This window comes from Bacillus sp. CH140a_4T, assembly GCF_008923725.1.
In the GTDB taxonomy this organism is placed as follows: Bacteria; Bacillota; Bacilli; order Bacillales; family Bacillaceae_G; genus Bacillus_A.
Window position 1 is genome coordinate 406001 of sequence record NZ_WBPF01000013.1, and the last position, 26053, is coordinate 432053.

A 26053-nucleotide genomic window follows, 5' to 3' on the forward strand; every position below is an offset into this window, starting at 1 on the left:
ATGTTTCATCGTATTGAAGAAGCTCTAGAAGATTTAAAACAAGGAAAAGTCGTTATCGTATGTGATGATGAAAACCGTGAAAATGAAGGCGATTTTATCGCTTTAGCAGAATATATTACGCCAGAAACGATTAACTTTATGATTACACATGGGCGTGGTCTCGTTTGTGTACCGATTACGGAAGGGTACGCAGAACGTCTACAATTAGAACCAATGGTAGCTCATAATACAGATTCGCATCATACTGCATTTACAGTGAGCATTGATCATGTTTCTACAACAACTGGGATTAGCGCTCACGAACGTGCAACTACGATACAAGAATTGTTAAATCCTGCATCAAAAGGTGCTGATTTCAATCGTCCTGGACATATCTTTCCATTAATTGCGAAAGAAGGCGGTGTTCTGCGCCGTGCTGGTCATACAGAAGCTGCTGTCGATTTAGCACAGCTTTGCGGAGCAGAACCAGCTGGCGTCATTTGCGAAATTATTAATGAGGACGGTACGATGGCACGCGTACCTGATTTACTACAGTGTGCAAAACAATTTGATATAAAAATGATTACAATAGAAGATTTAATTGCTTATCGCCGCCACCATGAAACACTAGTGACGCGAGAAGTGGAAATTACATTACCTACAGATTTCGGTACTTTCCATGCAATTGGCTATTCTAATTCATTAGATACGAAAGAACATATCGCACTCGTAAAAGGTGATATTTCAACAGGAGAGCCTGTACTTGTACGCGTTCATTCAGAGTGCTTAACAGGAGATGTATTTGGCTCGTGCCGCTGTGATTGCGGACCACAACTCCATGCTGCCCTTGCTCAAATTGAGCGTGAAGGAAAAGGCGTTCTTCTTTATATGAGACAAGAAGGTCGAGGCATTGGCCTTCTTAATAAGCTTCGCGCTTATAAGTTACAAGAAGAAGGCTTCGATACTGTAGAAGCAAACGAAAAACTTGGGTTCCCAGCTGATTTGCGTGATTACGGTATCGGCGCTCAAATTTTAAAAGATTTAGGTTTACAACATTTACGATTATTAACGAATAACCCGCGAAAAATTGCTGGCTTACAAGGTTACGATTTAGAAGTAATCGAGCGAGTTCCATTGCAAATGCCAACAAAAGAAGAGAATAAAACGTATTTACAAACGAAAGTAAACAAATTAGGACATTTACTAAACTTATAATAAAGGGAGAGATTCATTATGTTATTCGAAGGTCATTTAGTTGGTACAGGATTAAAAGTTGGGGTTGTTGTTGGACGTTTTAATGAATTTATTACAAGTAAGTTACTCGGCGGGGCTTTAGACGGATTAAAGCGTCACGGTGTAGAAGAAACTGATATCGATGTCGCTTGGGTTCCTGGCGCATTCGAAATTCCTTTAATCGCTAAAAAGATGGCTAATAGCGGGAAGTATGATGCTGTTATTACGTTAGGCACTGTAATTCGCGGTGCTACAACACATTACGATTACGTTTGTAATGAAGTGGCAAAAGGCGTTGCATCTTTATCACTACAAACAGACATCCCAGTTATTTTCGGTGTATTAACGACAGAAACGATCGAGCAAGCGATTGAACGCGCGGGCACGAAAGCTGGTAATAAAGGCTATGAATCCGCCGTTGCTGCGATTGAAATGGCTCACTTATCAAAACAATGGGCATAAAAAAAGAGGCTGCGGCCTCTTTTTTTATTTCTTTACTTTTTTCCGTACATCTTTTATTAATTCATCCATTGTTTTTCCTTCTGTTTGTATACGAAGCGTTTGTGCTGTTCTCCATACATTCTCTCTTTTCTTCGCTTCTTCTATAATAGTAATTTCTTTTCGTACTTCCTTTAAATCTTTCCCTTCTGTTTTCAATCCAAAATGTTCAGCTTTCGTTCGAAAATGTTGTTCAATTCGTTGTTGCATCTCTTTTTGTTCAGGATTTTCGGCGGCCTTAACTGGATCAGTACTTATTGCTTTTAGTAAAATGAGACAAGTCATTATCGCTAATATATATTTGTGCATGTAAAATCCTCCAACCCAATATAAATTACATATTTACTATGTACAATTGGGGCTTGGAAAATTCGTCCACCAAAATTCTTTTTTTCGCTCAAAAACCAATAGTATCAAGTGTTTACAACTATTTATTACATTTTATTTACAAAAAAAAGCAAACTCTTTTACAAGTTTGCTTTTATCTATCTTATAGTGCACATTCTTCAATCTCAAATCCTAAATCTTCAATCATACCCCAGTCTGCAGTCGGCTCTTGCCCAGCTGTTGTTAAATAATCCCCGACAAAGATAGAGTTTGCTGCAAATAAACCGATTGGCTGTACAGAACGTAAATTGATTTCACGTCCTCCTGAAATGCGAATTTCTTTCGTTGGGTTTACAAAACGCATCATCGCCAGTACTTTTAAACATTCTACCGGCGTTAATTCTTTTTGTCCTTCAAGCGGCGTACCCTTTACAGCAACAAGGAAATTACATGGAATTGAATCTGCATCTATACGTTGTAATTCGAATGCAATTTCAGCACGCTCTTCTATTGTTTCTCCCATTCCAAAAATTGCACCAGAGCATGGTGAAATCCCCGCTTGTTTCGCTTTTTGAACTGTATCAACACGATCGTCATACGTATGAGTGGAGCAAATGCTTTCGTAATTATTCGCATGTGTATTTAAGTTGTGGTTATAACGATGTACACCCGCTTCTGCTAAACGTCCTGCTTGATCTTCGTTTAAGAAACCTAAACAACAACAAATCTTTAAATCTGTCGTTTCACGAATCTCCTTAACTGCTCCAATTACGTGATTCACCTCTTTATCCGTCGGACGACGACCAGATGCCACAATACAATACGTACCCGCTTTACGGCGAATTGCTTCATGCGCTCCTTCTACAATCTTTTTCTGCGTTAGCCATGCATATTTATCGATCGGTGCTTCTGAAATAATAGACTGTGAACAATATCCGCAATCTTCAGGACATAAGCCAGATTTCGTATTAATAATCATATTCAATTTTACTTTCTTACCAAAGTGATGATGGCGAATGATGTAAGCAGCATTCATAATTTCTAACACTTCTGTATCATCAGCTTCTAATATAGCTATTGCATCCTCTTTCGTAATCATTTTCTCTTCTACTACGTCATATGCAAGTTTTTTCCAATCCCTTTTTGTTTGTACTTGTTTCATTTCATCTCTTCCCCTCTTTTGTTATATGCATAAATAAAGCGTGATACGTTGCCATTATCCCTTCATTTTCCGTGAAGTCTCTTTCGTATATGCGAAGCATCGCACGAAAGAGTGAGGGACTTTGACAATATGTTTCTTCATTACTATTGGTTGCTCCTACTTTTCGAATAGAATGTAGAAACTCCCTAACTTCTGTAAATCTTTCTATGTAACATGTTTCAGAAACATGTACATCCCCTGTTTCTATTTCACAAATATGGCGCAACTGATTTTTCGAATAAAACCGTTGCCCAATCGATGTTTCATTTTGTATATTTTTTTCTTCTTTCGCCCGCTGGAACGAAGCATGCAACTCTTGAAATGTTTCCTGTCCAAACGTCGAAAAGAGTAATATCCCATCTATAGATAAATGATGAAATAAATTTCTTATCACTTGTTTTAAATCATTTAGCCATTGAAATGTGGCATTTGAAATAATGACATCATACGTTTTTTCTAGTCGTAATCGTTCGATATCCTCACAGTAAAATGTTACATTGTTCACATTTTTTCTAGTTTTTGCAACTGCAATCATACTTTCAGCAAAATCAATAGCTGTAATATGTGCTTTCGGAAATAAGTTTGATAATTGCTCTGTAACATATCCTGTCCCGCATCCAAGTTCTAAAATACGTATCGATGCATTTGCACTATATCGCCGATTCAATGTAGAAAGTAATGACTGTGCCATCTTTTTTTGTACATTTGCATATTGATCGTAGGATACAGCTGCCACGTTAAACCGTTTTTGTAGTAACGTTTTGTTGATCATGTCGTATCCCCTCTACAAATTGAGTTATCTCAATTCCGCAATATTCAAAATTCGTTACGCATAATGCGTGTCCAGCCTCCTTTACTACCTTGAGCGTTGCAGTTGCAGTCTCATTCTCAGCCATACTAAGCGCTGCAGAAAATGGACATATTACATCCTGCTCTCCGTGAATAAGTAGTATAGGTACTTTAACTTCTTTCAACTCTTCTCTCATATCTGTTTCTATTAAGTAATCTAAACCTAATTGTAAAGACTGAATACAATCACCTTTAAAGTGTTTTATTATATCGTCAAACCTTTTATTCCCTTTCAGCTCATCTTTCGTAAACATATTTTCATAAAAACGCTTGAGCGTATCTTCTTTCTTTCTCGCCAAATTCTTTTTCAGCCGTTCTACATGCAAAACGTTCCATCCACTCGTGTAGTCGCTCGTATTTGTAAATTTGGCAGTACCACCAATTAATACGATACCTTTTGCCTTAATCTTTTTATGAGCTTGAACTGCCGCTAACGCCCCTAGTGACCAACCAACTAAAATTACATTTTCATCCTTTGCTACCTCTATTATTCGCCCCGCAAATTCACTTTGTTCTTTCACATTACGCCAATTGATACATTGAACAGAATACCCTTTAAAATACGGCAGAACTAAAGTCCAAACATCTTCTTCCATTCCCCACCCAGGAATAAAAATAATCTTTAGCTCTTTCATACTAAAAACCCCTCTTCTTTACCAATGTGTATAATATGCTGAATAGCCCAGTTCAAATCAGCTATTGTATGTTGGGACGTAACTGCAAAACGGATCCTTGAACTATTAACTGGAACCGTTGGTGGACGAATTGCAATTGCTGCAATACCTACCTCTTGCAACCTTTTACTAAACCGTAAAGCTGTTTCATTTGAACCGACTACAATCGGTACAATATGAGTTGAGCTATTCCCAATATCAAAACCAGCTTCTCGTAAATGGTTTCTGAAATATGCCCCATTCTCTACAAGTCTCTCTCTTCTTTCATTATCTTCTTTCACAATTTCAATTGCTTTTTGTACCGCTCCCAATGTTCCTGGCGGTAATGCAGTAGTAAAAATAAAGCTTCTCATCATATTTTGTAAATACTCTATATAAATTGCATCGCCTGTCAAATACGCACCATAACACCCTAAAGCCTTGCTAAACGTCCCCATATGTATATCAATTTTTTGAGCAATATCTTTTTCTATATGGGACAACCCTGCTCCATCCATTCCATATATTCCACTCGCATGTGCTTCATCAACTATAATTATTGCTCCGTATTTCTGTTTAATTTGCACTAGCTCTCTTAAATGTGCAGTATCACCATCCATACTAAAAACAGTATCCGTTACGATTAATTTCTTCTTTTTGGGTGGCGCTACTTGCAACAGCTTCTCTAAATGATCTAAATCATTATGACGATATCTTTTATGCTCTGCCCCGCTTAATATAATTCCATCAACGATGCTTGCATGATTTAATTTGTCACTAAACACAATATCCTGACGACTGGCTAATGAAGAAATCACTCCAACATTTGCGGTATATCCACTATTTACAACTAAGGCTTTTTCAGTGCCTTTCCAATCGCATATACTTCTCTCAGCCTCTTCATACAGTGAGTAATTTCCTACAACGAGCCTTGATGCTGTCGCCCCAGTTCCATATTTTCTTGTGCATGCAATTGCAGCTTCTTTTAACCTTTCATCTCCAGCTAACCCTAAATAATTATTTGATGCTAAATTTAGCATCCTTTTCTCATCTCGAACAAGCCATGTCTCTTCTGCTTGCTCTGTTACATGTAAATTGCGATACTGTCCTTGCTTATTTAATTGTTGCAATTTAGATTGAAGATGTGTGCGCCACGTTTGATTCATTTCGGATAAGCTCCTCTAATTTTGAAATCATTATATATTCTTTAGCAGATTCCAAGACTTCTTCTTTTGTAAACTCACCTTCAAAGAATGGTAATAAACCTAAAACTGGTACCCCACTTAACTCTTCAATCATTTCTTTATTTTCTTGTACTCTTTCCATTTCGCATTCTTTGCAGCCAGATAAAATGACACCTGCTACTGTTAAACCATGTGCCTTTGCATAAGCAACCGTTAAAACTGTATGATTTACTGTTCCTAATGTAGGACGTGCTACTACAATGAGAGGAAGCTGTAATTCTTTTGCGAAATCAATTACTAAAGCGTCCTCTGTATACGGAACAGCTAATCCACCTGCTCCTTCTACAAGCAGACTATTAAACTCTTTCAATCTTTCATTATAGTGATGAATAATGTCTTTTAACGTTACTGTCCTTCCAGCTCTTTTCATGGCAAGTCTCGGAGCAAGCGGCTCTTCAATAGAATAAGGGCAAATTTCATCTTCTTTCGTCGGTACACCTGATAATGCCTTTAACCTTGCTGCATCTCCCTCTGGATTTGATGCAACATGTCCACTTTGCAACGGTTTATATACCCCAATGTTATATCCCAATTCTCTAAATACACCTGCTAATGCACCGGCAACGACAGTTTTCCCCACTTCAGTATCCGTTGCTGTTATAAAAAAACCGCTCATTATTCTCCCTCCGTAACATCCGAGATTGCTTTATACAAAATACGTAACATATCATTAATCTCATCAATTGTAGAAGCAAGAGGTGGCATAAATACAATCGTATTACCGAGCGGTCGCAAGATCATGCCTAGCTCTCTTGAGCGTTTACATACTTGAACACCGACTCTCTCTGTCCATTCAAACCCTTCTTTCGTTTCCTTATTCTTCACAAGTTCAATTCCAACCATTAATCCGCACTGACGAATATCCCCTACATGTTTATATGCAAAGAGTTCTTCTAATTGCGTCGCCACATATTCTGTTTTACGTGCCACTTCTTCTATTAAATTTGTTTTCTCATATAGTTCTAAATTCGCAATTGCTACCGCACACCCTAACGGATTCCCTGTATAACTATGACCGTGGAAAAACGTTTTTTGTTCTTCATAGCCTCCTAAAAAGGCATTATAAATTTCATCTGTCGTTACAGTGATTGCAACTGGTAAATATCCGCCCGTTAAACCTTTTCCGGCTGTTAAAATGTCCGGCGTTACATTTTCATGTTCACATGCAAACATTTTCCCGGTACGCCCAAATCCAGTCGCTACCTCATCTGTAATAAATAAAACGTTATATTTTGCACATAAATTACGTAGCCCTTTTAAGTATCCTTTTGGCATTGTAATCATACCGCCAGCACCTTGCATTAAAGGCTCTACAATAATCGCCGCAATTTCTTCATGTTTGTCTTTCAGTAACTCTTCCATTTCTTCTAAATGTTTTTTTACAATTTCCTCCTTATTATTTCCATAAGGAGAACGATATGTATATGGATAAGGCATTTTAATGGCTTCAAATAAAAGTGAACTATACACTTGGTGAAACAAGTCTATTGCTCCTACTGAAACAGCTCCAATTGTATCACCGTGATACGCTTCTTTTAATGTAACAAACCTTTGTTTCTTCGGTTTTCCTTTATGCTGCCAATATTGAAAGGCCATCTTAATTGCAATTTCAACAGCGCTAGAACCAGAGTCTGAATAAAATACTTTCTTCAATCCTTCTGGTACAACTTCAATTATTTTTTCTGCTAACAAAATAGATGGAACGTTAGCAAGTCCTAGCATAGTAGAATGGGCAATTTTATTTAATTGTTTACGAATTGCCTCATCTAGTTCCGGTACTTGATGCCCATGAACATTTAACCAAATAGACGAAACACCGTCCCAATATTCATTTCCATTTACATCGTATAGCTTTCTGCCCTCTCCACGTTCAATAATGACAGGATCTTCTTCTAAATAATCCTTCATTTGTGTAAATGGGTGCCATACATAGGCTTTGTTTTTCTCCGATAGTTCTTCATATGTATAAGACGATTTTTCAGTCGTATGTCTACTAAAAGTCACAATTGCCACCCCTAATGTTAACTAGTTTATAAATATAGTTAACATTAAATCTAAATGACTGTCAATTATTTTTAAATCAAGTAGTTCTTAAAAAAGAACAACTTATCATACGATAAGTTGTTCTACTTTCCATGTTGTATCTTTCCAATTTCTAAAATAATCTCTTCATCTTTTTTTCCTTCTGTATCAATTCCAAGTTGTTTTGCATGTTCAATCAATAAATCATGGCGCTTCTCAAATCTCGCGGTATTTACTTCTTTCGTAACCTCTTCTTTTGTTTTTCCTTCCGTAGAAACCCCTAGTTTCTCAGCTGCTTTTTCCATCGACTTCTTCTCTTCAGTTTCTTTCGCTTTCTTCACTTCTGACTGCTGCATTTGCGTTTGCTTCGCCTGCTCTGATTCAGCTGCAAAAGTCGTGTAAATTCCAGCACTTCCGCCAATGACTAGTAAGGTGGTAAAAAGAATTATTTTTTTCTTCACTCTTTCCTCCCCTTTCAAATTCATTATAACGCACATTTTTCGGCGTTAAAACCTATCTCCTTTATTTCCCTAAAAAAATATTACACATTTTTATTGACATGTATGATGAATATATGATAAAAATTTAACTAACATCATATGAATCGGCATTGATAGGATTTAGTAGTATTTCGATTTCTGATTTCAGAGAGCTGGTGGTCGGTGCGAACCAGTACAGAGCGAATTATGAATTACCCCCTGGAGCTTCTTTTGCGAAACGTAAGGAGTAGTGAAAGACGGTTATAGACCGTTATATCTAAAGAGTGGTGAAATGAAACTGTTTCACAATTTAGGGTGGTACCGCGAATTTTTCGTCCCTGCATATATTGCAGGGGCGTTTTTTATTTTATTAGCGCATATCATACGACCCTTTATTTTGTGATACATTCATTTCACAAGCTAGGGTGGTACCGCGATTTCTTCGTCCCTGCATAATTATATGCAGGGACGTTTTTTTATCCAATCATTTCCGTATCATATTGAAAGATCAACAATTACCGGTAATTTGTCACAAAATTCTAAATTTTAGAAGGAAATAAACAATATTGGCGAATTTTATATAAAAAAGAGCTATTTTAGATTACTTAGGAGGGAAAAACAATGGTTTCAAAAATTGAATCTGTTCTTTTAACATTATTTATCTTTTTCTGTATTGGCTTTAGTGTTATTCAATTAGAAGTTTCACCACACATCCCAATTTTATTTGGTATCGTGCTTTTATTAGCATTTGGATTTATGAAAAAAATCTCTTGGTCTACTATGGAAAAAGGGATGATTAGTAGTATTTCGGCTGGTATTCCATCTATTTTTATTTTCTTACTTGTAGGCGTATTAATTAGTGTTTGGATCGCTGCTGGAACAATTCCAACTTTAATGGTATACGGCTTCCAGCTTGTATCTCCTAAAATTTTCGTTCCAACTGTTTTTGTTGTTTGTGCAATCGTTGGAACAAGTATCGGTAGTGCCTTTACAACTGCCGCAACTGTAGGACTTGCCTTTATGGGTATGGGTAGTGCTCTCGGATACGATCCAGCTCTAATCGCTGGTGCAATTATTTCTGGTGCATTCTTTGGAGATAAAATGTCTCCTTTATCTGATACAACAAACTTAGCTCCTGCTGTAACAGGTGTAGATCTATTTGAACATATTCGTAACATGCTTTGGACAACAGTTCCGGCTTTCATTATTGCTTTTATCGCATTTTTCATTTTAGGAAGCGGTACAAGTGGAGACGTGGACTTTACAAACTTTATTAGCACATTAGAAAAAAACGCAACGATTTCTATTGTTACACTTATTCCAATTTTATTACTGTTCCTATTCGCATTTAAAAAAGTTCCAGCAGTTCCAACATTGCTTGCTGGAATTGTAGTAGGAATTATTATTCTCTTTATTTTTAAACCTAGCACTTCTTTAGCTGATTTAATGAAAATTATGCAAGACGGCTACGTTTCTAAAACTGGTATAAAAGACATTGATAGCTTACTATCTCGCGGTGGTCTACAAAGTATGATGATGTCGATTGCCCTTATTTTCCTAGCTCTTTGTATGGGAGGATTATTACAAGGAATGGGTATTATTACGCAGCTGATGAATATCATCTCTAGCTTCGTAAAAAATAGCACACGCTTAATTATTTCTACTGCTTCAACTGCAATTGGTGTAAATTTCTTACTTGGGGAGCAATACTTATCCATCGTTTTAACAGGACAAGCATTTGCTAATAAATACGATGAAGTCGGTTTAGAACGTAGAAATTTATCACGCGTACTAGAAGATGCAGGTACAGTTATTAACCCGCTCGTACCATGGGGAGTAAGTGGTGTATTCTTATCGAACGTCCTTGGCGTTCCGACATTTGATTACCTTCCATTCGCAATTTTCTGTTTAGCTTGTCCAGTCTTAACAATTATTGTTGGTTTCACTGGATTTGGCCTTTCATGGAAGAAAGAAAAAGCAGTAACAATTTCATAATATACTAAAAAGGATTACCTGAATCGGTAATCCTTTTTATATTTCTTGACTATCTATTTGCTTTCTTTCTTCTAAATAACAGAAGTAATCCCGCTCCAACAAACGCTAGACCTGCCCCAATTGTAGAAACAACACTTGTACCTGTTTTCGGTAAATCACGTTCTTCTTTCTTTTCACTTACAGTTGTTGTTTCTTTTGAGTTTTCATTACCCGTCGTAGTTTGTCCAGATCCTGCATTATTTCCATTATTACCTTCATTTGTTGGTGGTGTCGTTGGATTTTCTCCATTATTCCCTTCACCTGTTGGCGGTGTCGTTGGATTTCCTCCATTATTCCCTTCACCTGTTGGCGGTGTCGTTGGATTCCCTCCATTATTTCCTTCACCTGTTGGTGGTGTTGTTGGATTCTCTCCACCAGTTTCTTTACCCTCATCGTTCTTCTTCGTTATATCAATTGCATATTTAGCAAATTGATTTTCAGACGGTCCAACATATGATATTTTCCCATCTTTCTTTATATACTTTTGTGCATTTGGTGAAGAATCGAATGTTGTATTTAATTTATCTGCAACAATTGGTTTAAACGTCCAATTTTTATCTGCTGCTGGATCAATCACTGGTGTTTCTTGCATATACTTCACAATGATTTGACGTGTTTCATCTTGTGATTGGTATACAACTTCCCCTTTACTTACACCTGGGAACGTTTGGCTACTTCCACGATAGTTATTTGTAGCGACGATGAACTCTTGATTGTCAGCTACTGGTTTACCTTCATACGTCATATTTATAATACGATTCGTATTTGCATTTACAACTTTTCCATCTTTATCGTATTTCGCCGGTTGTGTTACATCAATTTCGTATTTTAAGCCATCTAAAATATCGAAGTTATATGTAGGATAGCCTATATTTACTAACGGCTGTTCTTCTATTTTCTTTGGATCGATTTGATTAAACTGACCTGCAGACATTTCAAGCCATTCTTTCACTTGTGCCCCATTTACTTTTACAGCATATAACGTATTTGGATATACATATAAGTCTGCAACGTTTTTAATTGCTAACGTTCCAGCTGGAATATCTGTATAATATGTAGCACCGTTTCGGCCACCTGCTTTAAATGGTGCGCCCGCAGATAAAACTGGAATTCCTTTATATTTGCTATACTGTCCATTTTCAGCAAGTAACTTTTCTACATACCATTTTTGTGCATTTGTCACAAGTTGTACAGAAGGATCATCTTGTACTAATGAGAAATAACTATTAATTGGCGCTGTCGTTTTTCCTACAGCTGTATTCACATAATCAATTGTCGCTTGATGATCATCTTTAATTTCATTAACTAATGTTTCATCAGATTGTACTAATGGGTTCCCTTTACTATCAGCAATCGGACGAAGTTGCGGCTTCGATTGCTCTTTTTGTACTTCCCATTTTCCGTTTACCTTTTTCAATTGCATATCAATAATACCTAAATTACTTCCAAAGACACCAGGCATTACGACTGGAACACCATTAAATATATCCTTCACTTCAGTATGTGAATGTCCCATTAATACTGCATCTACACCAGGAACTTCTGTTAAATAATACGACGCGTTTTCCATGCCAACGTTGTATCCACTCTTATCAACACCAGAATGCGCTAGTGCAACGATAACATCTGCACCTTCAGCTTTCATTTTCGGCACCATTTTCTTCGCTGTTTCAACTATATCTTTTGCTTTCACTTTTCCTTCTAAATTTGCTTTATCCCAGTTCATAACTTGAGGTGGAACAAATCCCATTACGCCAATTTTCACTTTTTGTTTTTGCCCTGATTCATCTTCTACTTCTTTTTCAAAAACATGATATGGTTTAAAGTAGTTTTGGTCGTTCTCTTCATTATTATCTTTATCATCTTTATAGACGTTCGAGTTAATAACCGGGAACTCTGTTTTACTAATTACTTTGTTTAAATAGTCTAAACCGTAGTTAAATTCATGATTCCCAAGAGAGATGACGTCATACTTCATTAAATTCATTAAACGATATAATGGATGTGTATAACTAGGATCCACAGGCTTCTTCGGATCATTTATTTTATTCGCTACATAATCTCCTAGCGGTGTCCCTTGTAATGCATCCCCATCATCAAATAGGACAGAGTTCTTCGCTTCTTCACGTGCTTTATTAACAAGTGTTGCCGTTTGTACGAGACCTACTTTATTATCGGTTTTCGTTTGATAATAATCGTAATTCATTAAGTTAACGTGAATATCTGATGTTTCTAGAATTCGTAAGTTAACTGTACTCTCCCCTGTTTTCTCATCCGCATAAGCTGTTGTTGGCAATACTTGCGGTGCTATTACACCAATAGCAAGCGTTGCTCCAGCTAGCATTTTTTTTGACTTTTTCACAAAAAATCCCCCTTATACAATTACCAAAAATAATGAGATGAATCTCTCTTTTTCTCTAACCACATACCTTTTTTCTTCTATTAGAGATAAGATTTTCATTTCATCCTGCGCTAATGAGTAGTCCCCTTAAACGCTTGATTAGTGAGACTTTAATTAGCTGGAAATATAGCCCTACTCATTAAAGTTTCACCTTATCTGACATTATCATATATAATGTACTTTCATATCGTCAATATTTTTTGACATACTTCTACAAATTTTCTGTAAAGTTATTGTAAACTTTTCATAAACATATAATATGCCCTTACATTGTTAATACTGCTGAATATGATACAATTACCAATTACAAGGAGGATGAATATATGAAAAAAGTCATCTTAACAATTGTTTGTCTCCTCCTTCTAATCATTTCTTATTCTTACTTTGAAAAGAACGATGAGACAAAACAAAATGAACCCGGAGAAAAAACAGAAAAAACAGAAAAAACATCTACTCCAAGTTGGATTGATAAGCAAACAAACGATTCCTTTTATCATCTCGTATTAGGTGATTCACTCGCCAAAGGATATGGATCAACGCAAGGGGGATTTGCTGAATTAGCTTCTAGACAAATAGAAACACAAATTCATAAACCAATTACAGTAGAAAACCTTGGGATAAACGGCCTTACAACTGATCGTCTCGCTAAAAAAGTTCAATCAGAAGATGTAAAGCAAAAAATTAGAGCGGCAAATATCATTACAATTAATATTGGGGGAAATAATTTATTTCGTTTAAATCGTGATGTCGGTGTTATAGATGGTATTAAAATGTTAAATAAAGAAAAGGCTCATTTTGAAGCGGATGTAAAAAATATTGTAAAGACAGTTCGAGATCAAAATCCGGATGCTTTACTCATTCTTTCTGAACTCTATAACCCGTTACAACTCGATGACTCCATCGCCAGTTATGCAGATATGTTTTTAGATGGCTGGAATGAATCCGTTTATTCCATTGCAAAAGCAAATCAACCATCTATCGTTTTACCCATTCGTAAATTAATATCGAATGATAAAAAAGAGTTATTATTTGACCAGGTACACCCTAATGATAAAGGCTATACGATTATTGCCGATTCATTTACAAAAAAAGTGTTGGCCTACAAATATTAAAGTTTCCATGAAACAATTCTATTTTTATAACATGTCTTTTTTGTTACAATGAGAGTGGAAGGGGGCCTTTATATGGAATCACGCGAGTGGGAACGTATTGTTGATCATCTTCTTTCGCTAGTGCCTCTTTTTTATCGCAAATTTATGCTTCCTGGAGAATTTTCTTCTCAAAGACATATGCCGCCATCACATACACAAGTATTGCTGCTTCTGCATGAAAATGGCACATTAGCAGTTTCCGAAATCGGCAAGCGGCTAGCGATTTCACGGCCTAACATGACACCTCTATTAAACAAACTGATTCAAGAAGAACTAATAGAGCGTCATTATAGCGAAAAAGATCGACGGGTCATTTTAATTTCCCTAACAGCTGAAGGGAAATTGTTAGTAAATCAGTATCAACAATTCATTTTAGACAAATTAAAAGAAAATTTTCAAACATTATCTGAGGAAGAACGTGAAAAACTCATTCACTCTCTTCAAACCATTCAAAATTTAATTTTGAAAACAAACGCATAAAGCTGCTTCTAAATAGAAGCAGCTTTATGATTCGTAATAATTACCATAGTATACATTTGAATACGGCCATGTCGTTAAATATGGTTTTTGTTCTTGCGTAGGCTGTTGCTGTGGTATTTGCGGTATTTGCTGTAATTGTTGTTGTCGATATAATTCGTATTGTCTATTCATATCATAAGCCGGATAATAATTTACATATGGATATACTTGAGGTACGTAATAATAATACATTCATTCTCTCCCCCTTTTTCTTAAACATATTCAAAGGAGAAAATGAGTGTGACACTCTTTATATTTGCACGAGTGGTTCTGTCACTCTTTTTTTTCTGTTCTTCAAACGTAACTTACGGTTCTTTTCGTATAGATAATGCACCACGAAATATGAAACTACACCAAACACAACTCCTAAAATCGTCATTCCGATTAATACATACACTTCACTCTGCAATAACCCCTTCAATATCGTAAAAATATGACTTGAAAACAAATCCGATATTGTAAATGGTTCATGATGTATTTTCTGTACATGAAATGGATAAATCATTTTCCCTAATGCATAAGCAAGTGGAAATAAAACTACTGGTAGAAACGAAATCTTTCCAATAATATTGCCAATCACCGCAGCAGGAAAAGATCCCTTTGCTAACCTGACGATTGGATAAAATATTAAATAGACGAGCGATGCCGTATATATAACCAACATCTCTAAACCAAAACCAATCGCAAACCCTAACGATACTTTCTTTGCGCCTTCTGGCGACCGAAGCAACTTATAATATTGAAACTTTAACATTCTCCACATCCGCTGAAAGAACGAATATGTTTTCTTAGTTGTTTTCACCCTCATCATCTCTTTAACTATATTTTTATACCTAGTATGCCCTTACACACTCCGAAAAACAAATTTCATTCTCTTTTATTATAGATGATATCAAAATGGTTAACTAAATATACATATGACATTTCACTATAAAAAAATACGTGTATCAACTTATTTCTACGCTGAAACCAAAAAAGCTCTTGTTGCCTTTAATCGACAATCAAGTACTTTCAGTTCATATTGTTTTTAAGTTGCACTAGATTTTATCTTAACCTTAAAACTTGTATATCTTGACAATTAATATTCATTTTCTTTTCTGTTCACTTCAAATATATTTTGCTTTAGCTGTATTAGTATTTATGTTTTTATAGCTGTACAGTAACAGACACTTAAAAAACATGACTGTATAAACTACCCCTTTAAAGCTAATATCTCTTCTCTATTATAGTCGATCATTGCTAAAAAGTACTCGTCAAAATTCTCAAATCTATCTATTTCTTCACCCGCAAACCAAATTATCTCTCCTGGTCTAGAAGAATTAGGTAAACATAAAACAAATAAATCCCTATCAAATTCAGAAACTGCTATTGGTAATAGCTCCTGTCTTAAAACACCGCTTTCTTCTAAAACAACATCATCTATAGCTTCTAATAATACCTGAGCATAATCCATTATAGATGATTCCTTTAATTGCTCCGTACCAAATAAATCCACCGTTTGATAAAAGCCTGCCCAACCATTGGCATATTGAAGAAATTCTCGATACATTAAATCAAGCTTATATCCCAATTCTTGTTCAATAGTGCGAATAGATTTTTCATTTGCTCCCACCTCTGGAAAATGGTGTGGCCATATTCTTTCTACATCTTGTTTCATTAGCTCCTGCTTCACTAAAATCATTGTAGCTATCTTAGCTTTCCAATTATTCATCATCTACTCCTCCTCTACAAACTTAAATTTTGTAGGTTTATAACCAATTGGGTATTTATTAGCCTGTCCACCTATGCTCATATTAACTTTTGGGTCAAGGTCTAACCAACTATGAGGATCCGGTTTCCCCATCCAAGTTGTATCAGGAACATGACCAACATGTCCCTTGTATGCTTCTCCATTATCAGCAGCTCTCTTACCTTCTAGTCTTGCCGCACGTGAAGCTTCTTGTCTTAATTTACCTTTAGTTGATACCCTTCCTGTTGGTGATAAAGCACCAGCTTCTAAGGCTTTATTAGATTCCTCAACATAAGCCTTAACTTGTGCTATCTGTTCATCTGTCGCTCCAGGAGGTGCTTTGACCTCTACAGGTCCCCCAGCCCCCTTAACTCCATTGACTTTCTCCACAGGTACTTTTTTAGCTTTATTCACAGCCTCAGTAGCCTTAGCAGTCATTTTAACTCCTTTGCCTACTTTAGCTATCTTTCCAAAGGGTGTAATCCCTGCTACTGCCATTCCTCCAGCAAATACTCTATCCAAAGTAGATAGTTTTTCGCCAGTAGATGGATCAATACCATTCCAAACGCGACGAATATCATACTCACCACTTATTTCACCCACTATATCCCTAGCAAGTTTTTCACCATCAAAATCCTCTTTTTCTGATGATAGTGGTCCACACATCGCCCCTCCTTCCATTGTAACATCTTGATTATCTGTATTGCGGAATTTTTCAGCAATTCGTTTCAAATCTTCTTCTACTTTTACAAGTGAATGAATAGATGTAAAAGCTTTTGGTTTCGCATCATTGAACATTTGAATGAACTGTTGATTAGAGGCACCAATCCACTGAAAACACAATTGATCTATTTCATTACATAAATTATTATGTATAGATTCTAATGCGATTCGGGTATTACTTGCACGATTCGCAACTTCTTCTAGCATTTCAGGTATTACTTTAATTTGAACCATTTTTTCCTCCCTCTCCCAATTAAAATTATGAGATAAAAAGAAAAAATGTGAATATAGAAATTTCAAAACATATAAATATCTTTATATAACACAAAAACTACTTAACAGCAAATAAAGCCTATGTGTATGTGAAGTAAAGGAAAGAACCTTCTTAGTGAACTGGACCCAAAAAGTTAGATGAAAAATTAACCAACTGTTTCTCTATTAGATGTCCCTTGTCTATCCATATAATTAAGCACTTTCATTTTATACTGAAGGGAATACCTTTTTTCATTTACCTTTTCTTCTAGTAAGAGTTTAGACCTAAAAAAATACACCTCCAATTGTTATTCGTGTCTAACAACTGGAGATGTACATTATTTAAGAAAGCTCTTCTACATTTTTAAATAAACTTACTAATAATGCTTTTTGCGCATGCAATCGATTACCAGCTTGCTCAAAGACGATAGACTGTGGTCCATCTATAATTTCTCCTGTTACTTCTTCTTCACGATGGGCAGGTAAACAGTGTAAGAAACGGTATGTTTGCTTCGCATGCGTAACAAGTTCTTTATTGATTTGGTAAGGTTGAAATAAAGTATATTTCTCTTCTTCTCCCTCTTGCCCCATGCTCATCCAAACGTCAGTATAAATGAAATCTGCTTCATTCATCGCTAGTTCAGGGTTATGCAAAATTTCAATTTTCGCTCCTGTTTGCTCGGCAATCGCTAACGCTTTTTTTACAATCTCTTCATTCGGTTCATATCCTACAGGCGTTGCAACAGTCATATTCATCCCGACTTTCGCACTCGCTAACAACAATGAATGACATACGTTATTTCCGTCACCTACGTAAGCCAATTTTATTCCTTTAAATGTATTTGTTTCTTCATATATTGTCATTAAATCTGCCAACGCTTGACAAGGATGATGATCATCCGTTAATCCATTAATTACAGGAATGCTCGATTCTTTTGCAAGCTCTTCTACATCCGCATGTGAGAATGTACGTATCATGATCCCGTCAATATAATGAGATAATACTTTCGCAGTATCTGAAACGCTTTCCCCTCTTCCAATTTGCATCTCTTTCCCACTTAAAAACATGCCATGTCCCCCGAGTTGTACCATTCCTGCTTCAAAAGATACGCGAGTACGAGTTGAATGTTTATCAAAGATAAGGCCTAATATTTTGCCTTGTAATAAAGCCTCCTGCTTATTCTTTTTTAAATAGATAGCGAACTCAATTAAGGAAATAATTTCTTCTTGCGTCAATTCTTCTAGTGTTAAAAGATCTTTCGTATTTAATTTCGGTACTTGTACAGTTGACATGGAACTTCCCCCTTATATAATTGATACGTTTTTCATACAAACTACTTTTTTTATCATATATACTGCCTGTTCTAACTCTTCATTCGTTACAATGAGTGGTGGTAATAGTCTTATCACATTAGGTCCTGCTTGTAATACGAGAAGTCCTTCTTTCCCTAGTTGTTCTATAAAACTTGAAACCTCATGCGTACACTCAATTCCAATCATAAGCCCCTTACCACGTATATTTTGAATACATTCGACATGTCGTAATTCCACTTGCAACTTCTGTAATACGTACTCGCCCTTTTCCTTTACTTCTTTTAAAAACGATGGTTTCTTAGTTATTTGCAATACTTCTTTCGCTGCAGCCATTGCAATATAATTCCCACCAAACGTTGAACCATGTGATCCTGCAGGAAACGATGTTCCAAGTTCCTTCCGGCCAATCATCGCTCCAACTGGAATGCCATTTCCAAGCGCCTTAGCGGTAGTAACGATATGAGGATGTACTCCCATTTGTTCGTAAGCAAATAATGTCCCAGTTCTTCCAATTCCAGTTTGTACTTCATCTATAATAAATAGGGAACCGGACTTCTTACATAATGTTTCAATCTCTTTCAAAAAGGCTAGATTAGCAGGTACTACTCCTCCCTCACCTTGAACAACTTCTACCATTACTGCCGCAACTTCTTCATTCATTACCTCTTTCAATGCCTTAATATCGTTAAAAGGAATATGTAAAAAAGATGGAAGTAATGGACCAAATCCCTCTTTCACTTTATTTTGCCCCGTCGCACTCATCGTTCCGAATGTTCTACCGTGAAAAGACTGCTCGCATGTTACGACGAGAGACTTTTCAGTATGCTTACGGGCTAACTTCAAAGCTGCTTCATTCGCCTCTGCCCCGCTATTACAGAAGAACACATAATCTAATGCAATATTTTCTGTTAATAATGACGCGACTTCTTCTTGTAAGCTGTTTGTAAACAGGTTAGATATATGCCATATTTCATGCAGTTGCTCTTGAACAGCTTTCATAACAGTAGGGTGACAATGTCCTAAATTACATACGCCAATTCCTGATGTGAAATCTAAATATTGCTTACCATTTTTATCAATAACTTTCGTTCCACTCCCCTTTACAAGCTCAATATTTCTTCTCCCATACGTTTGAAAAAGATGACTTGTCATACGATACTTACTCCTTTCGTTACCGTCGTTCCGATACACTCTCCCGTAACTTCAGTAAAATCTTTTGTACCGTTCACAATACTTATCTTTTGCACTCCCATTTTTAATGACGCTAGTGCCGCCTGTACTTTCGGAATCATTCCGCCTGTAATAACTCCTTTTTCTATTAAATTAATAATTTCCAATTCATCCGTTTTCTTTACTAACTTTCCTTCATGTAATATCCCATCTACATCCGTAATAAAAATGAGTTCTTTTGCGGATAATGCGGCCGCAATTCCAGCTGCAGCGGTATCCGCATTTATGTTATAAATCTCATTATCATTTATGCCGACCGGAGCAATAACAGGAATATAATTCAAATGTATTAATCCTTTTAGTAAGGCCGTTTCGACATAACTTACTTCTCCCACATATCCTATTTCTTCGCTGACAGGTTGAACTTGAAGTAACTTGCCATCACACCCTGAGCAACCTACCGCAAGTAAATTATGCCTTTGCAACTTCATCACAAACTTTTTATTCGTACTTCCGCATAGCACCATTTGAACAATATCCATAACTTCTTTCGGTGTTACTCGTAACCCATCTCTTTTTTCTACTTTGATGTTACAATCTTTTAGTTTGGCATCAATTTCTGGACCGCCACCATGGACAATCACTACTTTATACTTTTGTTGCAATTTCTTTATGCAATCAAAAAACACATCATTTAATTGATCCAACATACTACCGCCGCATTTCACTACAATATAATCGCTCATCTTCCCTCTCCTTATGTACGATAACAAGCGTTTATTTTCACATATTCATAGCTTAAGTCACAGCCCCAAGCTGATCCCCACTCTTCTCCTAAACGTAAATACACATTAATCATAATTTCATGTTCTTTTAATTTCTTTTTCATTTCCTCTTCAGAAAATATTTGGGGTTCACTATTTTTTAACACAGTGATCGATTGAAGAGTAATATCAATTGTATTTGGATTAATTTCTACTTCACTTTGTCCAATACTGCTAATAATTCGCCCCCAGTTTGGATCTTCACCATGTATTGCTGTTTTCACAAGACTCGAACCGACTATTTGCTTTGCAATTTTCTTTGCCTCTTCATTCGTTCGAGCTCCTAACACATTTACTTCTATTAACTTCGTAGCACCTTCACCATCTTGTGCGATTTTTTTCGCTAAATCTTCACATACCTTCTGTAAAGCAAATACGAAAGTTTCCCAATCTGCATGTTCCATATTGATTGGTTTCGTTTCTGATAATCCACTTGCCATAACGATGACCATATCATTCGTAGAAGTATCCCCATCTACCGTAATTTGATTAAATGTATGATTCGTTATTTTTGATAATGCTGTTTGCAATACGTCATGCTCTATATGAGCATCTGTCGTAATAAAACTTAGCATCGTTGCCATATTTGGATGAATCATCCCTGAACCTTTCGCAACGCCAGCAATCGTCACTTTCTTCTCATCAATCATCATCTCATAGCACGTTTCTTTCGTTATAAGATCCGTCGTTAAGATTGCTTCAGAAAAAGAATGAGCTTCATTTTCTTCCTTCGTCGGGATAAGAGTTGTAATTCCCTTTCGGATTATATCCATCGGCAGTGGAACACCAATTACACCTGTTGAAGCTACTGCAACGTAATGTTCTTTCACGGCAAAATGTTCTGCCCCTAATGCACGCATCTCGTAAGCATCTTGTAATCCTTTCATTCCTGTACAAGCATTTGCATTTCCACTATTGACGATAATAGCTTGCAATTTCCCCTCAGCCGTTATACTATCTTTCGTTACTTGCAACGGGGCTGCTTGTATTTGATTCGTTGTATAAACGGCGGCACATGATGCTGGCACTTCACAAATAATTACACCTAAATCCTTTTTTTCTTTTTTCAAACCATTTGCAGTACCGATTGCCGAAAAGCCTTTTGGTGTTACAATTGAACCATTTTCTAATTTTGTAATAGACTCTACTTTAATCATCATGTCCCCCTTATAGATAAAGCGGCATATGTTGTAAACCTGTTGTTTCTTCTAGTCCCGCTACAATATTTGCATTTTGAACCGCTTGCCCAGCCGCACCTTTCATCATATTGTCTATAACAGAAACGACTGTTACCCTTCCTGTTCTTTCATCGTAAGCTATCCCCATATCACAATAATTTGAGCCCCTCACTTCTTTCGGACTTGGAAACTCTCCTTGCATACGAATTCGAATAAAAGCCGATTGTTCATACGTTTCTTCATATAATTTTTGAAGTTGCTCTATTTCCATTTCTCGTTTTACTTTCGCATAAAGTGTAACCATAATCCCCCTTGATATCGGTATTAAATGTGTACTAAACGTGATTGGCTTCGTTTCCCTATTCCACTCTGCAAGCATTTGCTCAATCTCAGGAACGTGTTGATGCTCATTCACTTTATAAATACGCAAGTTATCATATAACTCAGGAAAGTGAGTCATTGTTGTTGGTGTTTTACCTGCTCCAGATACTCCTGATTTCGCATCAATAATAATAGAATCTTCTTCAACCATGCCGCTACGAACTAACGGTAATACCGCTAATAATGCAGCTGTAGCAAAACATCCTGGGTTTGCAATTAAATTTGCATTTTGTATCTCAGACCTTTTCCATTCACTTAACCCATATACAGCTTCACTAAGAACCTCTTCTTTTGGAGCTGCCCTTTTATACCACTGTTCATATATGAAAGGATCTTTCATACGAAAGTCTCCAGATAGATCAATTACTTTTAAACCCACTTCTAATAATTTTGGAGTTAGCTCTGCTGATACTCCTGCGGGGGTTGCCAAAAATACAATTTCTGCTTCCTTCACTATTTCCTCCGCATTAATTTCTTGTAATGTATGAACAAGAACATTTTGAAAATGCGGATATACATTTGTTATACACTCACCAACTTGCGAAAAAGAATGAAGAGATGCTATCGAAAAATATGGATGTTGCTCTAATAACCGAATTAACTCAATACCTCCATACCCAGTTGCTCCAATAATCGCGACTTTCATATGCCCCTCCTCATATCGATTCTTTAAATTAATTATGATTATAATATTGTATATTTATAGAGTCAATTAAATATTTATAAATTTTATAAACTTAAAAAACTTAATTTTACTAGAAAAACAATATACGAAATAGAATTTTTATACACAAATAGTGCATGGTAGTTTTTTCATTTCACTTCAAGTACAATAAAACAATACATGTATACATATAGGCGGGGAAAAACATGAATGAGAAATTAATTGAGAAAATGATTATAAAAAGTTTTCAACAATATCAATGTAATCCTATGTCAAATGAGGATCAGGAAATGCTTGTTAAACATATTCAAACGATAATTCATTCAAATACTGAAATTGATGTATACGAGGCAGTTGAGGATATCGTTTACGATTATGTGACTGGAAAATAAAAAAATAGGAGATTTCCATATGGAAATCTCCTATTTTTTACTTAATGATTTGCCTGCAACACGCTCAAATAAACCTGGGAATAGTGCATAAAGTTTTGGACCCATGCCCATCCACTTCGGTAAGTTTACTTCACGCTTTTTCGTTTGCATCGATTTTACGATTTGCTCTGCTACATATGTTGGTTTTAACATGTACCGTCCCATATTTTTCACATATGTACCGGATTGATCAGCTATTTCAAAAAAGTTCGTATCTATCGGACCTGGATTAATCGCTGTTACGAAAACATTTGTACTAGACAACTCCATGCGTAAACTATTCGTAAATCCTAATACTGCATGTTTCGTCGCTGCATACGCACTCGATTTCGGAGTTGCAATTTTCCCAGCAAGTGAAGCAATATTAATAATATGTCCTTCGTTCCTTTTCACCATATAGGGTAGTACCGCTTTCGTACAAGCTACTAATCCAAATACATTTACTTGGAACATATCTTTCACTTCATCCATTGAAGCATCTTCAAATGTTTTAAAAATACCAAATCCCGCATTGTTTACTAATATATCAATACGTCCCACTTCTTGTAATACCTTTGAAAAAACAGATTGTACTTCCGTCTCTTCACTTACATCTAATACATAATAATAGCAAGGCGTATTATAAGTTTCTTTAATTTTGTCTGCTAACGCTTTTAATTTCTTTTCTGTTCTAGCCATTAATACTGGAGTCGCCCCCTGCTCTGCAACTTGCATTGCAACTTGCTCTCCAATTCCACTAGAAGCACCTGTAATGACGATTACTTTATCTTGTAAACGTCCTGTCATTGCTGTCACCTACTTTGCATAATAAATCAATTGTTGCGAAGATTCATCAATCATCACTTGTTGATTATATGCTAAAAAGTCTAATTGTCCAACAGTTTCTGAAATAGTAAGCGGCAATTGCTCCTTATATAATACCGGAAATAGTTTTACACATACTTCAAATGCTGTCATTGGTTTTTCCTTTAATAACTCAAGCACTTTAAACGCACGTGTTTCTTGCTTTTGTAATCTTGTTTCAATAAGTTGTTTCACATTTAGAACATCTTCTCCATGTCCTGATAAAATGCGCGAAATATTCATTTCACTTAAACGCTTTAACGTTTGATTATATTGTAATAACGGACGCGCCCTTTCCGTTTGTCCTTCATATGGTGGTTCTAATATGGGATTCGAAGAAATATGACTAATGAGAGCATCCCCGCCAATTAATATTCCATCAGATTCTCTATATAATGAAATATGAGTGGAAGCATGACCTGGTGTTTCGATTACTGTAAACCCAGGCATTGAATCAATACGATCTCCCTCTCTCACAGTATGCGTTAACGATCTATTACAAGAATATTTAAGTGTCTTCGTCGTCAATAACGCCTCGTCTTTCAAAAATGCTGCTGGGACACCAAATTGCAAAGCTGTCTCTCTAAAAAACTCATGATACCACTTTAAAAATTCTGGATTTTGCGTGATCCAAGGCTTATTCCAAGGGTGTCCAATAATGTTCGTTTTCTCAGAAAATATATTTAAAAGCCCACAATGATCCGCATGATGATGCGTAATGACTACTGTTTCAATATCTTCTATCGCATATCCTAATGCACCTAATTGCCTTTCTAACGAACCTCTTGCCTCTTCTGTATTCGTCCCTGTATCAATTAATGTTAACGTCTCCCCCTCAACTAAAAACACATTCACAGTTTCAACTGCAAATGGCACAGGAATCTCCATTCGGTGAATCGCCGTCATGCTTAGCCCCCCTGTCTCTTTCCGGTTCAAAAATGAATACTTCTTCAGTTTACAACTTCTATATATTTTTGTCATTATTTTCAGATAAAAAGAGGTGTTTCCTATAAAAAAACGAATGTATGTACATTTATAAGCATTTCTAACCAAATTTAAAGGAGGAACATCATTGTCTACTCAAAATATTTCCTTTCTCGGTGCAGGCTCTATTGCTGAAGCTATTATTGGTGGCTTGTTACATGCAAATGTTGTAAAAGGCGAACAAATTACTGTAAGTAATCGGTCTAACGAGACAAGGTTGCAGGAGCTACATAACAAATACGGCGTCAAAGGTACGCATAATAAAAAAGAGCTACTTACTAATACAAATATTCTTTTTCTAGCAATGAAACCGAAGGATGTTGCAGAAGCGCTTACCCCTTTTAAAGAAGACATACATAATAACCTGCTTATTATTTCGTTATTAGCAGGTGTTTCTACTCACTCGATTAGAAACCTACTTCAAAAAGACGTTCCGATTATTCGTGCAATGCCAAATACATCTGCAGCTATTTTAAAATCAGCTACTGCTATCTCACCTTCAAAACATGCAACAGCGGAACATATTCAAACTGCCATAGCTTTATTTGAAACGATCGGTCTCGTCTCTGTTGTAGAGGAAGAAGATATGCATGCTGTCACTGCATTATCTGGAAGTGGGCCTGCTTATATTTATTACGTAGTAGAAGCGATGGAAGAAGCTGCAAAAAAAATCGGTTTAAAAGAAGATGTTGCAAAGTCACTTATTCTTCAAACGATGATTGGTGCTGCTGAGATGCTAAAAGCAAGTGAAAAACACCCTTCTATTTTGCGAAAGGAAATTACTTCTCCTGGTGGAACGACCGAAGCAGGTATTGAAGTATTACAAGAACATAAATTTCAACAAGCGCTTATTTCTTGTATTACACAGGCTACACAACGATCACATAATCTTGGGAAAACATTAGAACAACTAACAAAAGAAAAATAAAGAAATGGAGCTCAATCTTACTTGAGCTCCATTTCTTTATAA

General features: G+C 36.3%; 27 protein-coding genes and 1 other annotated feature. Of the genes, 7 read left to right on the forward strand and 20 right to left on the reverse strand.

Annotated features, from left to right (window positions below):
- Together ribBA and ribH are read left to right on the forward strand one after the other, a co-directional pair.
- On the forward strand, positions 1–1194 hold the full coding sequence (ribBA, locus tag F8162_RS10765; RefSeq protein ID WP_000468991.1) for a bifunctional 3,4-dihydroxy-2-butanone 4-phosphate synthase/GTP cyclohydrolase II: 1194 nt from the start codon (positions 1–3) through the stop codon (positions 1192–1194).
- Between the two features lie 18 nt (positions 1195–1212).
- Positions 1213–1674, forward strand: coding sequence for a 6,7-dimethyl-8-ribityllumazine synthase (gene ribH / locus F8162_RS10770; protein ID WP_151632992.1), 462 nt, complete (start codon positions 1213–1215; stop codon positions 1672–1674).
- Positions 1675–1698: 24 nt separating this feature from the next.
- Here the strand turns inward: ribH and F8162_RS10775 are convergent, their stop codons facing one another.
- From F8162_RS10775 to F8162_RS10810, 8 genes are all read right to left on the reverse strand, one after another.
- A complete protein-coding gene (locus tag F8162_RS10775; protein WP_000549787.1) occupies positions 1699–2019 on the reverse strand; it encodes a hypothetical protein in 321 nt (106 codons plus the stop codon).
- 181 nt (positions 2020–2200) lie between these two features.
- Positions 2201–3199 carry a biotin synthase gene (gene bioB / locus F8162_RS10780; RefSeq protein ID WP_151632994.1) on the reverse strand — a complete coding sequence of 333 codons (999 nt, stop codon included), beginning with the start codon at positions 3197–3199 and terminating at the stop codon, positions 2201–2203.
- 1 nt (position 3200) lies between these two features.
- The gene (gene bioC, locus F8162_RS10785; RefSeq protein WP_151632996.1) at positions 3201–4010 is read right to left on the reverse strand and encodes a malonyl-ACP O-methyltransferase BioC; all 810 of its coding nucleotides are present in this window, start codon (positions 4008–4010) and stop codon (positions 3201–3203) included.
- A complete protein-coding gene (locus F8162_RS10790; RefSeq protein ID WP_151632998.1) occupies positions 3976–4722 on the reverse strand; it encodes an alpha/beta fold hydrolase in 747 nt (248 codons plus the stop codon). Before F8162_RS10790 ends, bioC begins: the two co-directional genes overlap by 35 nt.
- Positions 4719–5906, reverse strand: coding sequence for an 8-amino-7-oxononanoate synthase (bioF, locus tag F8162_RS10795; RefSeq protein ID WP_151633000.1), 1188 nt, complete (start codon positions 5904–5906; stop codon positions 4719–4721). Before bioF ends, F8162_RS10790 begins: the two co-directional genes overlap by 4 nt.
- A complete protein-coding gene (gene bioD, locus F8162_RS10800) occupies positions 5872–6600 on the reverse strand; it encodes an ATP-dependent dethiobiotin synthetase BioD (protein ID WP_151633002.1) in 729 nt (242 codons plus the stop codon). Before bioD ends, bioF begins: the two co-directional genes overlap by 35 nt.
- On the reverse strand, positions 6600–7988 hold the full coding sequence (bioA, locus tag F8162_RS10805) for an adenosylmethionine--8-amino-7-oxononanoate transaminase (RefSeq protein ID WP_151633004.1): 1389 nt from the start codon (positions 7986–7988) through the stop codon (positions 6600–6602). The genes bioD and bioA overlap by 1 nt, the downstream gene beginning before the upstream one ends.
- Before the next feature lie 122 nt (positions 7989–8110).
- Entirely contained in the window at positions 8111–8467 is a 357-nt protein-coding gene (locus tag F8162_RS10810; RefSeq protein ID WP_151633006.1) for a hypothetical protein, read from the reverse strand.
- A gap of 140 nt (positions 8468–8607) precedes the next feature.
- Positions 8608–8828 (forward strand) — a binding site (T-box leader).
- A gap of 278 nt (positions 8829–9106) precedes the next feature.
- Here F8162_RS10810 and nhaC point away from each other — a divergent pair.
- A complete protein-coding gene (nhaC, locus tag F8162_RS10815) occupies positions 9107–10480 on the forward strand; it encodes a Na+/H+ antiporter NhaC (RefSeq protein ID WP_151633008.1) in 1374 nt (457 codons plus the stop codon).
- A 49-nt stretch (positions 10481–10529) separates the two neighbouring features.
- On the opposite strand, the gene cpdB is transcribed toward nhaC, so the two are convergent.
- Positions 10530–12881: a bifunctional 2',3'-cyclic-nucleotide 2'-phosphodiesterase/3'-nucleotidase gene (gene cpdB, locus F8162_RS10820; RefSeq protein WP_151633010.1), complete on the reverse strand. Its 2352-nt coding sequence runs from the start codon at positions 12879–12881 to the stop codon at positions 10530–10532.
- 362 nt (positions 12882–13243) lie between these two features.
- Here cpdB and F8162_RS10825 point away from each other — a divergent pair, with 362 nt between their 5' ends.
- Positions 13244–14032 (forward strand): GDSL-type esterase/lipase family protein, encoded by a 789-nt coding sequence (locus F8162_RS10825; RefSeq protein ID WP_151633012.1) that lies wholly within the window; start codon positions 13244–13246, stop codon positions 14030–14032.
- A gap of 72 nt (positions 14033–14104) precedes the next feature.
- On the forward strand, positions 14105–14551 hold the full coding sequence (locus tag F8162_RS10830) for a MarR family winged helix-turn-helix transcriptional regulator (protein ID WP_000445817.1): 447 nt from the start codon (positions 14105–14107) through the stop codon (positions 14549–14551).
- Positions 14552–14575: 24 nt separating this feature from the next.
- Here the strand turns inward: F8162_RS10830 and F8162_RS10835 are convergent, their stop codons facing one another.
- From F8162_RS10835 to argC, 9 genes are all read right to left on the reverse strand, one after another.
- Positions 14576–14782 carry a hypothetical protein gene (locus F8162_RS10835; protein ID WP_151633014.1) on the reverse strand — a complete coding sequence of 69 codons (207 nt, stop codon included), beginning with the start codon at positions 14780–14782 and terminating at the stop codon, positions 14576–14578.
- A 58-nt stretch (positions 14783–14840) separates the two neighbouring features.
- Complete coding sequence (locus F8162_RS10840) at positions 14841–15401, reverse strand: DUF2062 domain-containing protein (RefSeq protein WP_151633016.1); 561 nt, start codon at positions 15399–15401, stop codon at positions 14841–14843.
- A 381-nt stretch (positions 15402–15782) separates the two neighbouring features.
- Positions 15783–16301, reverse strand: a complete 519-nt coding sequence (locus F8162_RS10845) for an SMI1/KNR4 family protein (protein WP_151633859.1) — start codon at positions 16299–16301, stop codon at positions 15783–15785.
- Between the two features lie 3 nt (positions 16302–16304).
- Positions 16305–17276: a WXG100 family type VII secretion target gene (locus tag F8162_RS10850; RefSeq protein WP_151633017.1), complete on the reverse strand. Its 972-nt coding sequence runs from the start codon at positions 17274–17276 to the stop codon at positions 16305–16307.
- Positions 17277–17636: 360 nt separating this feature from the next.
- Positions 17637–18587, reverse strand: a complete 951-nt coding sequence (gene argF, locus F8162_RS10855; protein WP_151633018.1) for an ornithine carbamoyltransferase — start codon at positions 18585–18587, stop codon at positions 17637–17639.
- Between the two features lie 12 nt (positions 18588–18599).
- Positions 18600–19760, reverse strand: a complete 1161-nt coding sequence (locus tag F8162_RS10860) for an acetylornithine transaminase (protein ID WP_151633020.1) — start codon at positions 19758–19760, stop codon at positions 18600–18602.
- Entirely contained in the window at positions 19757–20524 is a 768-nt protein-coding gene (gene argB, locus F8162_RS10865) for an acetylglutamate kinase (RefSeq protein ID WP_151633022.1), read from the reverse strand. Before argB ends, F8162_RS10860 begins: the two co-directional genes overlap by 4 nt.
- Before the next feature lie 11 nt (positions 20525–20535).
- A complete protein-coding gene (argJ, locus tag F8162_RS10870; protein WP_151633024.1) occupies positions 20536–21759 on the reverse strand; it encodes a bifunctional glutamate N-acetyltransferase/amino-acid acetyltransferase ArgJ in 1224 nt (407 codons plus the stop codon).
- Between the two features lie 10 nt (positions 21760–21769).
- Positions 21770–22807 carry an N-acetyl-gamma-glutamyl-phosphate reductase gene (argC, locus tag F8162_RS10875; protein ID WP_151633026.1) on the reverse strand — a complete coding sequence of 346 codons (1038 nt, stop codon included), beginning with the start codon at positions 22805–22807 and terminating at the stop codon, positions 21770–21772.
- Positions 22808–23031: 224 nt separating this feature from the next.
- On the opposite strand from argC, the gene F8162_RS10880 reads away from it, so the two are divergent.
- Positions 23032–23217, forward strand: a complete 186-nt coding sequence (locus tag F8162_RS10880; protein ID WP_001003211.1) for a YqzH family protein — start codon at positions 23032–23034, stop codon at positions 23215–23217.
- Between the two features lie 30 nt (positions 23218–23247).
- Here the strand turns inward: F8162_RS10880 and F8162_RS10885 are convergent, their stop codons facing one another.
- Both F8162_RS10885 and F8162_RS10890 read right to left on the reverse strand, forming a co-directional pair.
- Positions 23248–24042 (reverse strand): SDR family oxidoreductase, encoded by a 795-nt coding sequence (locus tag F8162_RS10885; RefSeq protein WP_151633028.1) that lies wholly within the window; start codon positions 24040–24042, stop codon positions 23248–23250.
- A gap of 9 nt (positions 24043–24051) precedes the next feature.
- Positions 24052–25005 carry an MBL fold metallo-hydrolase gene (locus F8162_RS10890; RefSeq protein WP_151633030.1) on the reverse strand — a complete coding sequence of 318 codons (954 nt, stop codon included), beginning with the start codon at positions 25003–25005 and terminating at the stop codon, positions 24052–24054.
- A gap of 166 nt (positions 25006–25171) precedes the next feature.
- Between F8162_RS10890 and proI the strand changes: the two genes are divergently transcribed.
- Positions 25172–26011: a pyrroline-5-carboxylate reductase ProI gene (gene proI / locus F8162_RS10895; protein ID WP_151633032.1), complete on the forward strand. Its 840-nt coding sequence runs from the start codon at positions 25172–25174 to the stop codon at positions 26009–26011.
- Positions 26012–26053 lie beyond the last annotated feature (42 nt).

Bases quoted from the DNA above. Each gene is read 5' to 3' on its own strand.
- bioB (WP_151632994.1), bottom strand. From the start codon at position 3,199: ATGAAACAAGTACAAACAAAAAGGGATTGGAAAAAACTTGCATATGAC.
- bioF (WP_151633000.1), bottom strand. From the start codon at position 5,906: ATGAATCAAACGTGGCGCACACATCTTCAATCTAAATTGCAACAATTA.
- F8162_RS10840 (WP_151633016.1), bottom strand. From the start codon at position 15,401: ATGATGAGGGTGAAAACAACTAAGAAAACATATTCGTTCTTTCAGCGG.
- F8162_RS10825 (WP_151633012.1), top strand. From the start codon at position 13,244: ATGAAAAAAGTCATCTTAACAATTGTTTGTCTCCTCCTTCTAATCATT.
- argB (WP_151633022.1), bottom strand. From the start codon at position 20,524: ATGAGCGATTATATTGTAGTGAAATGCGGCGGTAGTATGTTGGATCAA.
- F8162_RS10860 (WP_151633020.1), bottom strand. From the start codon at position 19,760: ATGACAAGTCATCTTTTTCAAACGTATGGGAGAAGAAATATTGAGCTT.
- F8162_RS10880 (WP_001003211.1), top strand. From the start codon at position 23,032: ATGAATGAGAAATTAATTGAGAAAATGATTATAAAAAGTTTTCAACAA.
- argJ (WP_151633024.1), bottom strand. From the start codon at position 21,759: ATGATTAAAGTAGAGTCTATTACAAAATTAGAAAATGGTTCAATTGTA.
- F8162_RS10790 (WP_151632998.1), bottom strand. From the start codon at position 4,722: ATGAAAGAGCTAAAGATTATTTTTATTCCTGGGTGGGGAATGGAAGAA.
- F8162_RS10835 (WP_151633014.1), bottom strand. From the start codon at position 14,782: ATGTATTATTATTACGTACCTCAAGTATATCCATATGTAAATTATTAT.
- nhaC (WP_151633008.1), top strand. From the start codon at position 9,107: ATGGTTTCAAAAATTGAATCTGTTCTTTTAACATTATTTATCTTTTTC.
- F8162_RS10885 (WP_151633028.1), bottom strand. From the start codon at position 24,042: ATGACAGGACGTTTACAAGATAAAGTAATCGTCATTACAGGTGCTTCT.
- F8162_RS10775 (WP_000549787.1), bottom strand. From the start codon at position 2,019: ATGCACAAATATATATTAGCGATAATGACTTGTCTCATTTTACTAAAA.
- F8162_RS10830 (WP_000445817.1), top strand. From the start codon at position 14,105: ATGGAATCACGCGAGTGGGAACGTATTGTTGATCATCTTCTTTCGCTA.
- F8162_RS10850 (WP_151633017.1), bottom strand. From the start codon at position 17,276: ATGGTTCAAATTAAAGTAATACCTGAAATGCTAGAAGAAGTTGCGAAT.
- bioC (WP_151632996.1), bottom strand. From the start codon at position 4,010: ATGATCAACAAAACGTTACTACAAAAACGGTTTAACGTGGCAGCTGTA.
- ribH (WP_151632992.1), top strand. From the start codon at position 1,213: ATGTTATTCGAAGGTCATTTAGTTGGTACAGGATTAAAAGTTGGGGTT.
- ribBA (WP_000468991.1), top strand. From the start codon at position 1: ATGTTTCATCGTATTGAAGAAGCTCTAGAAGATTTAAAACAAGGAAAA.
- F8162_RS10890 (WP_151633030.1), bottom strand. From the start codon at position 25,005: ATGACGGCGATTCACCGAATGGAGATTCCTGTGCCATTTGCAGTTGAA.
- F8162_RS10845 (WP_151633859.1), bottom strand. From the start codon at position 16,301: ATGAATAATTGGAAAGCTAAGATAGCTACAATGATTTTAGTGAAGCAG.
- bioD (WP_151633002.1), bottom strand. From the start codon at position 6,600: ATGAGCGGTTTTTTTATAACAGCAACGGATACTGAAGTGGGGAAAACT.
- argF (WP_151633018.1), bottom strand. From the start codon at position 18,587: ATGTCAACTGTACAAGTACCGAAATTAAATACGAAAGATCTTTTAACA.
- argC (WP_151633026.1), bottom strand. From the start codon at position 22,807: ATGAAAGTCGCGATTATTGGAGCAACTGGGTATGGAGGTATTGAGTTA.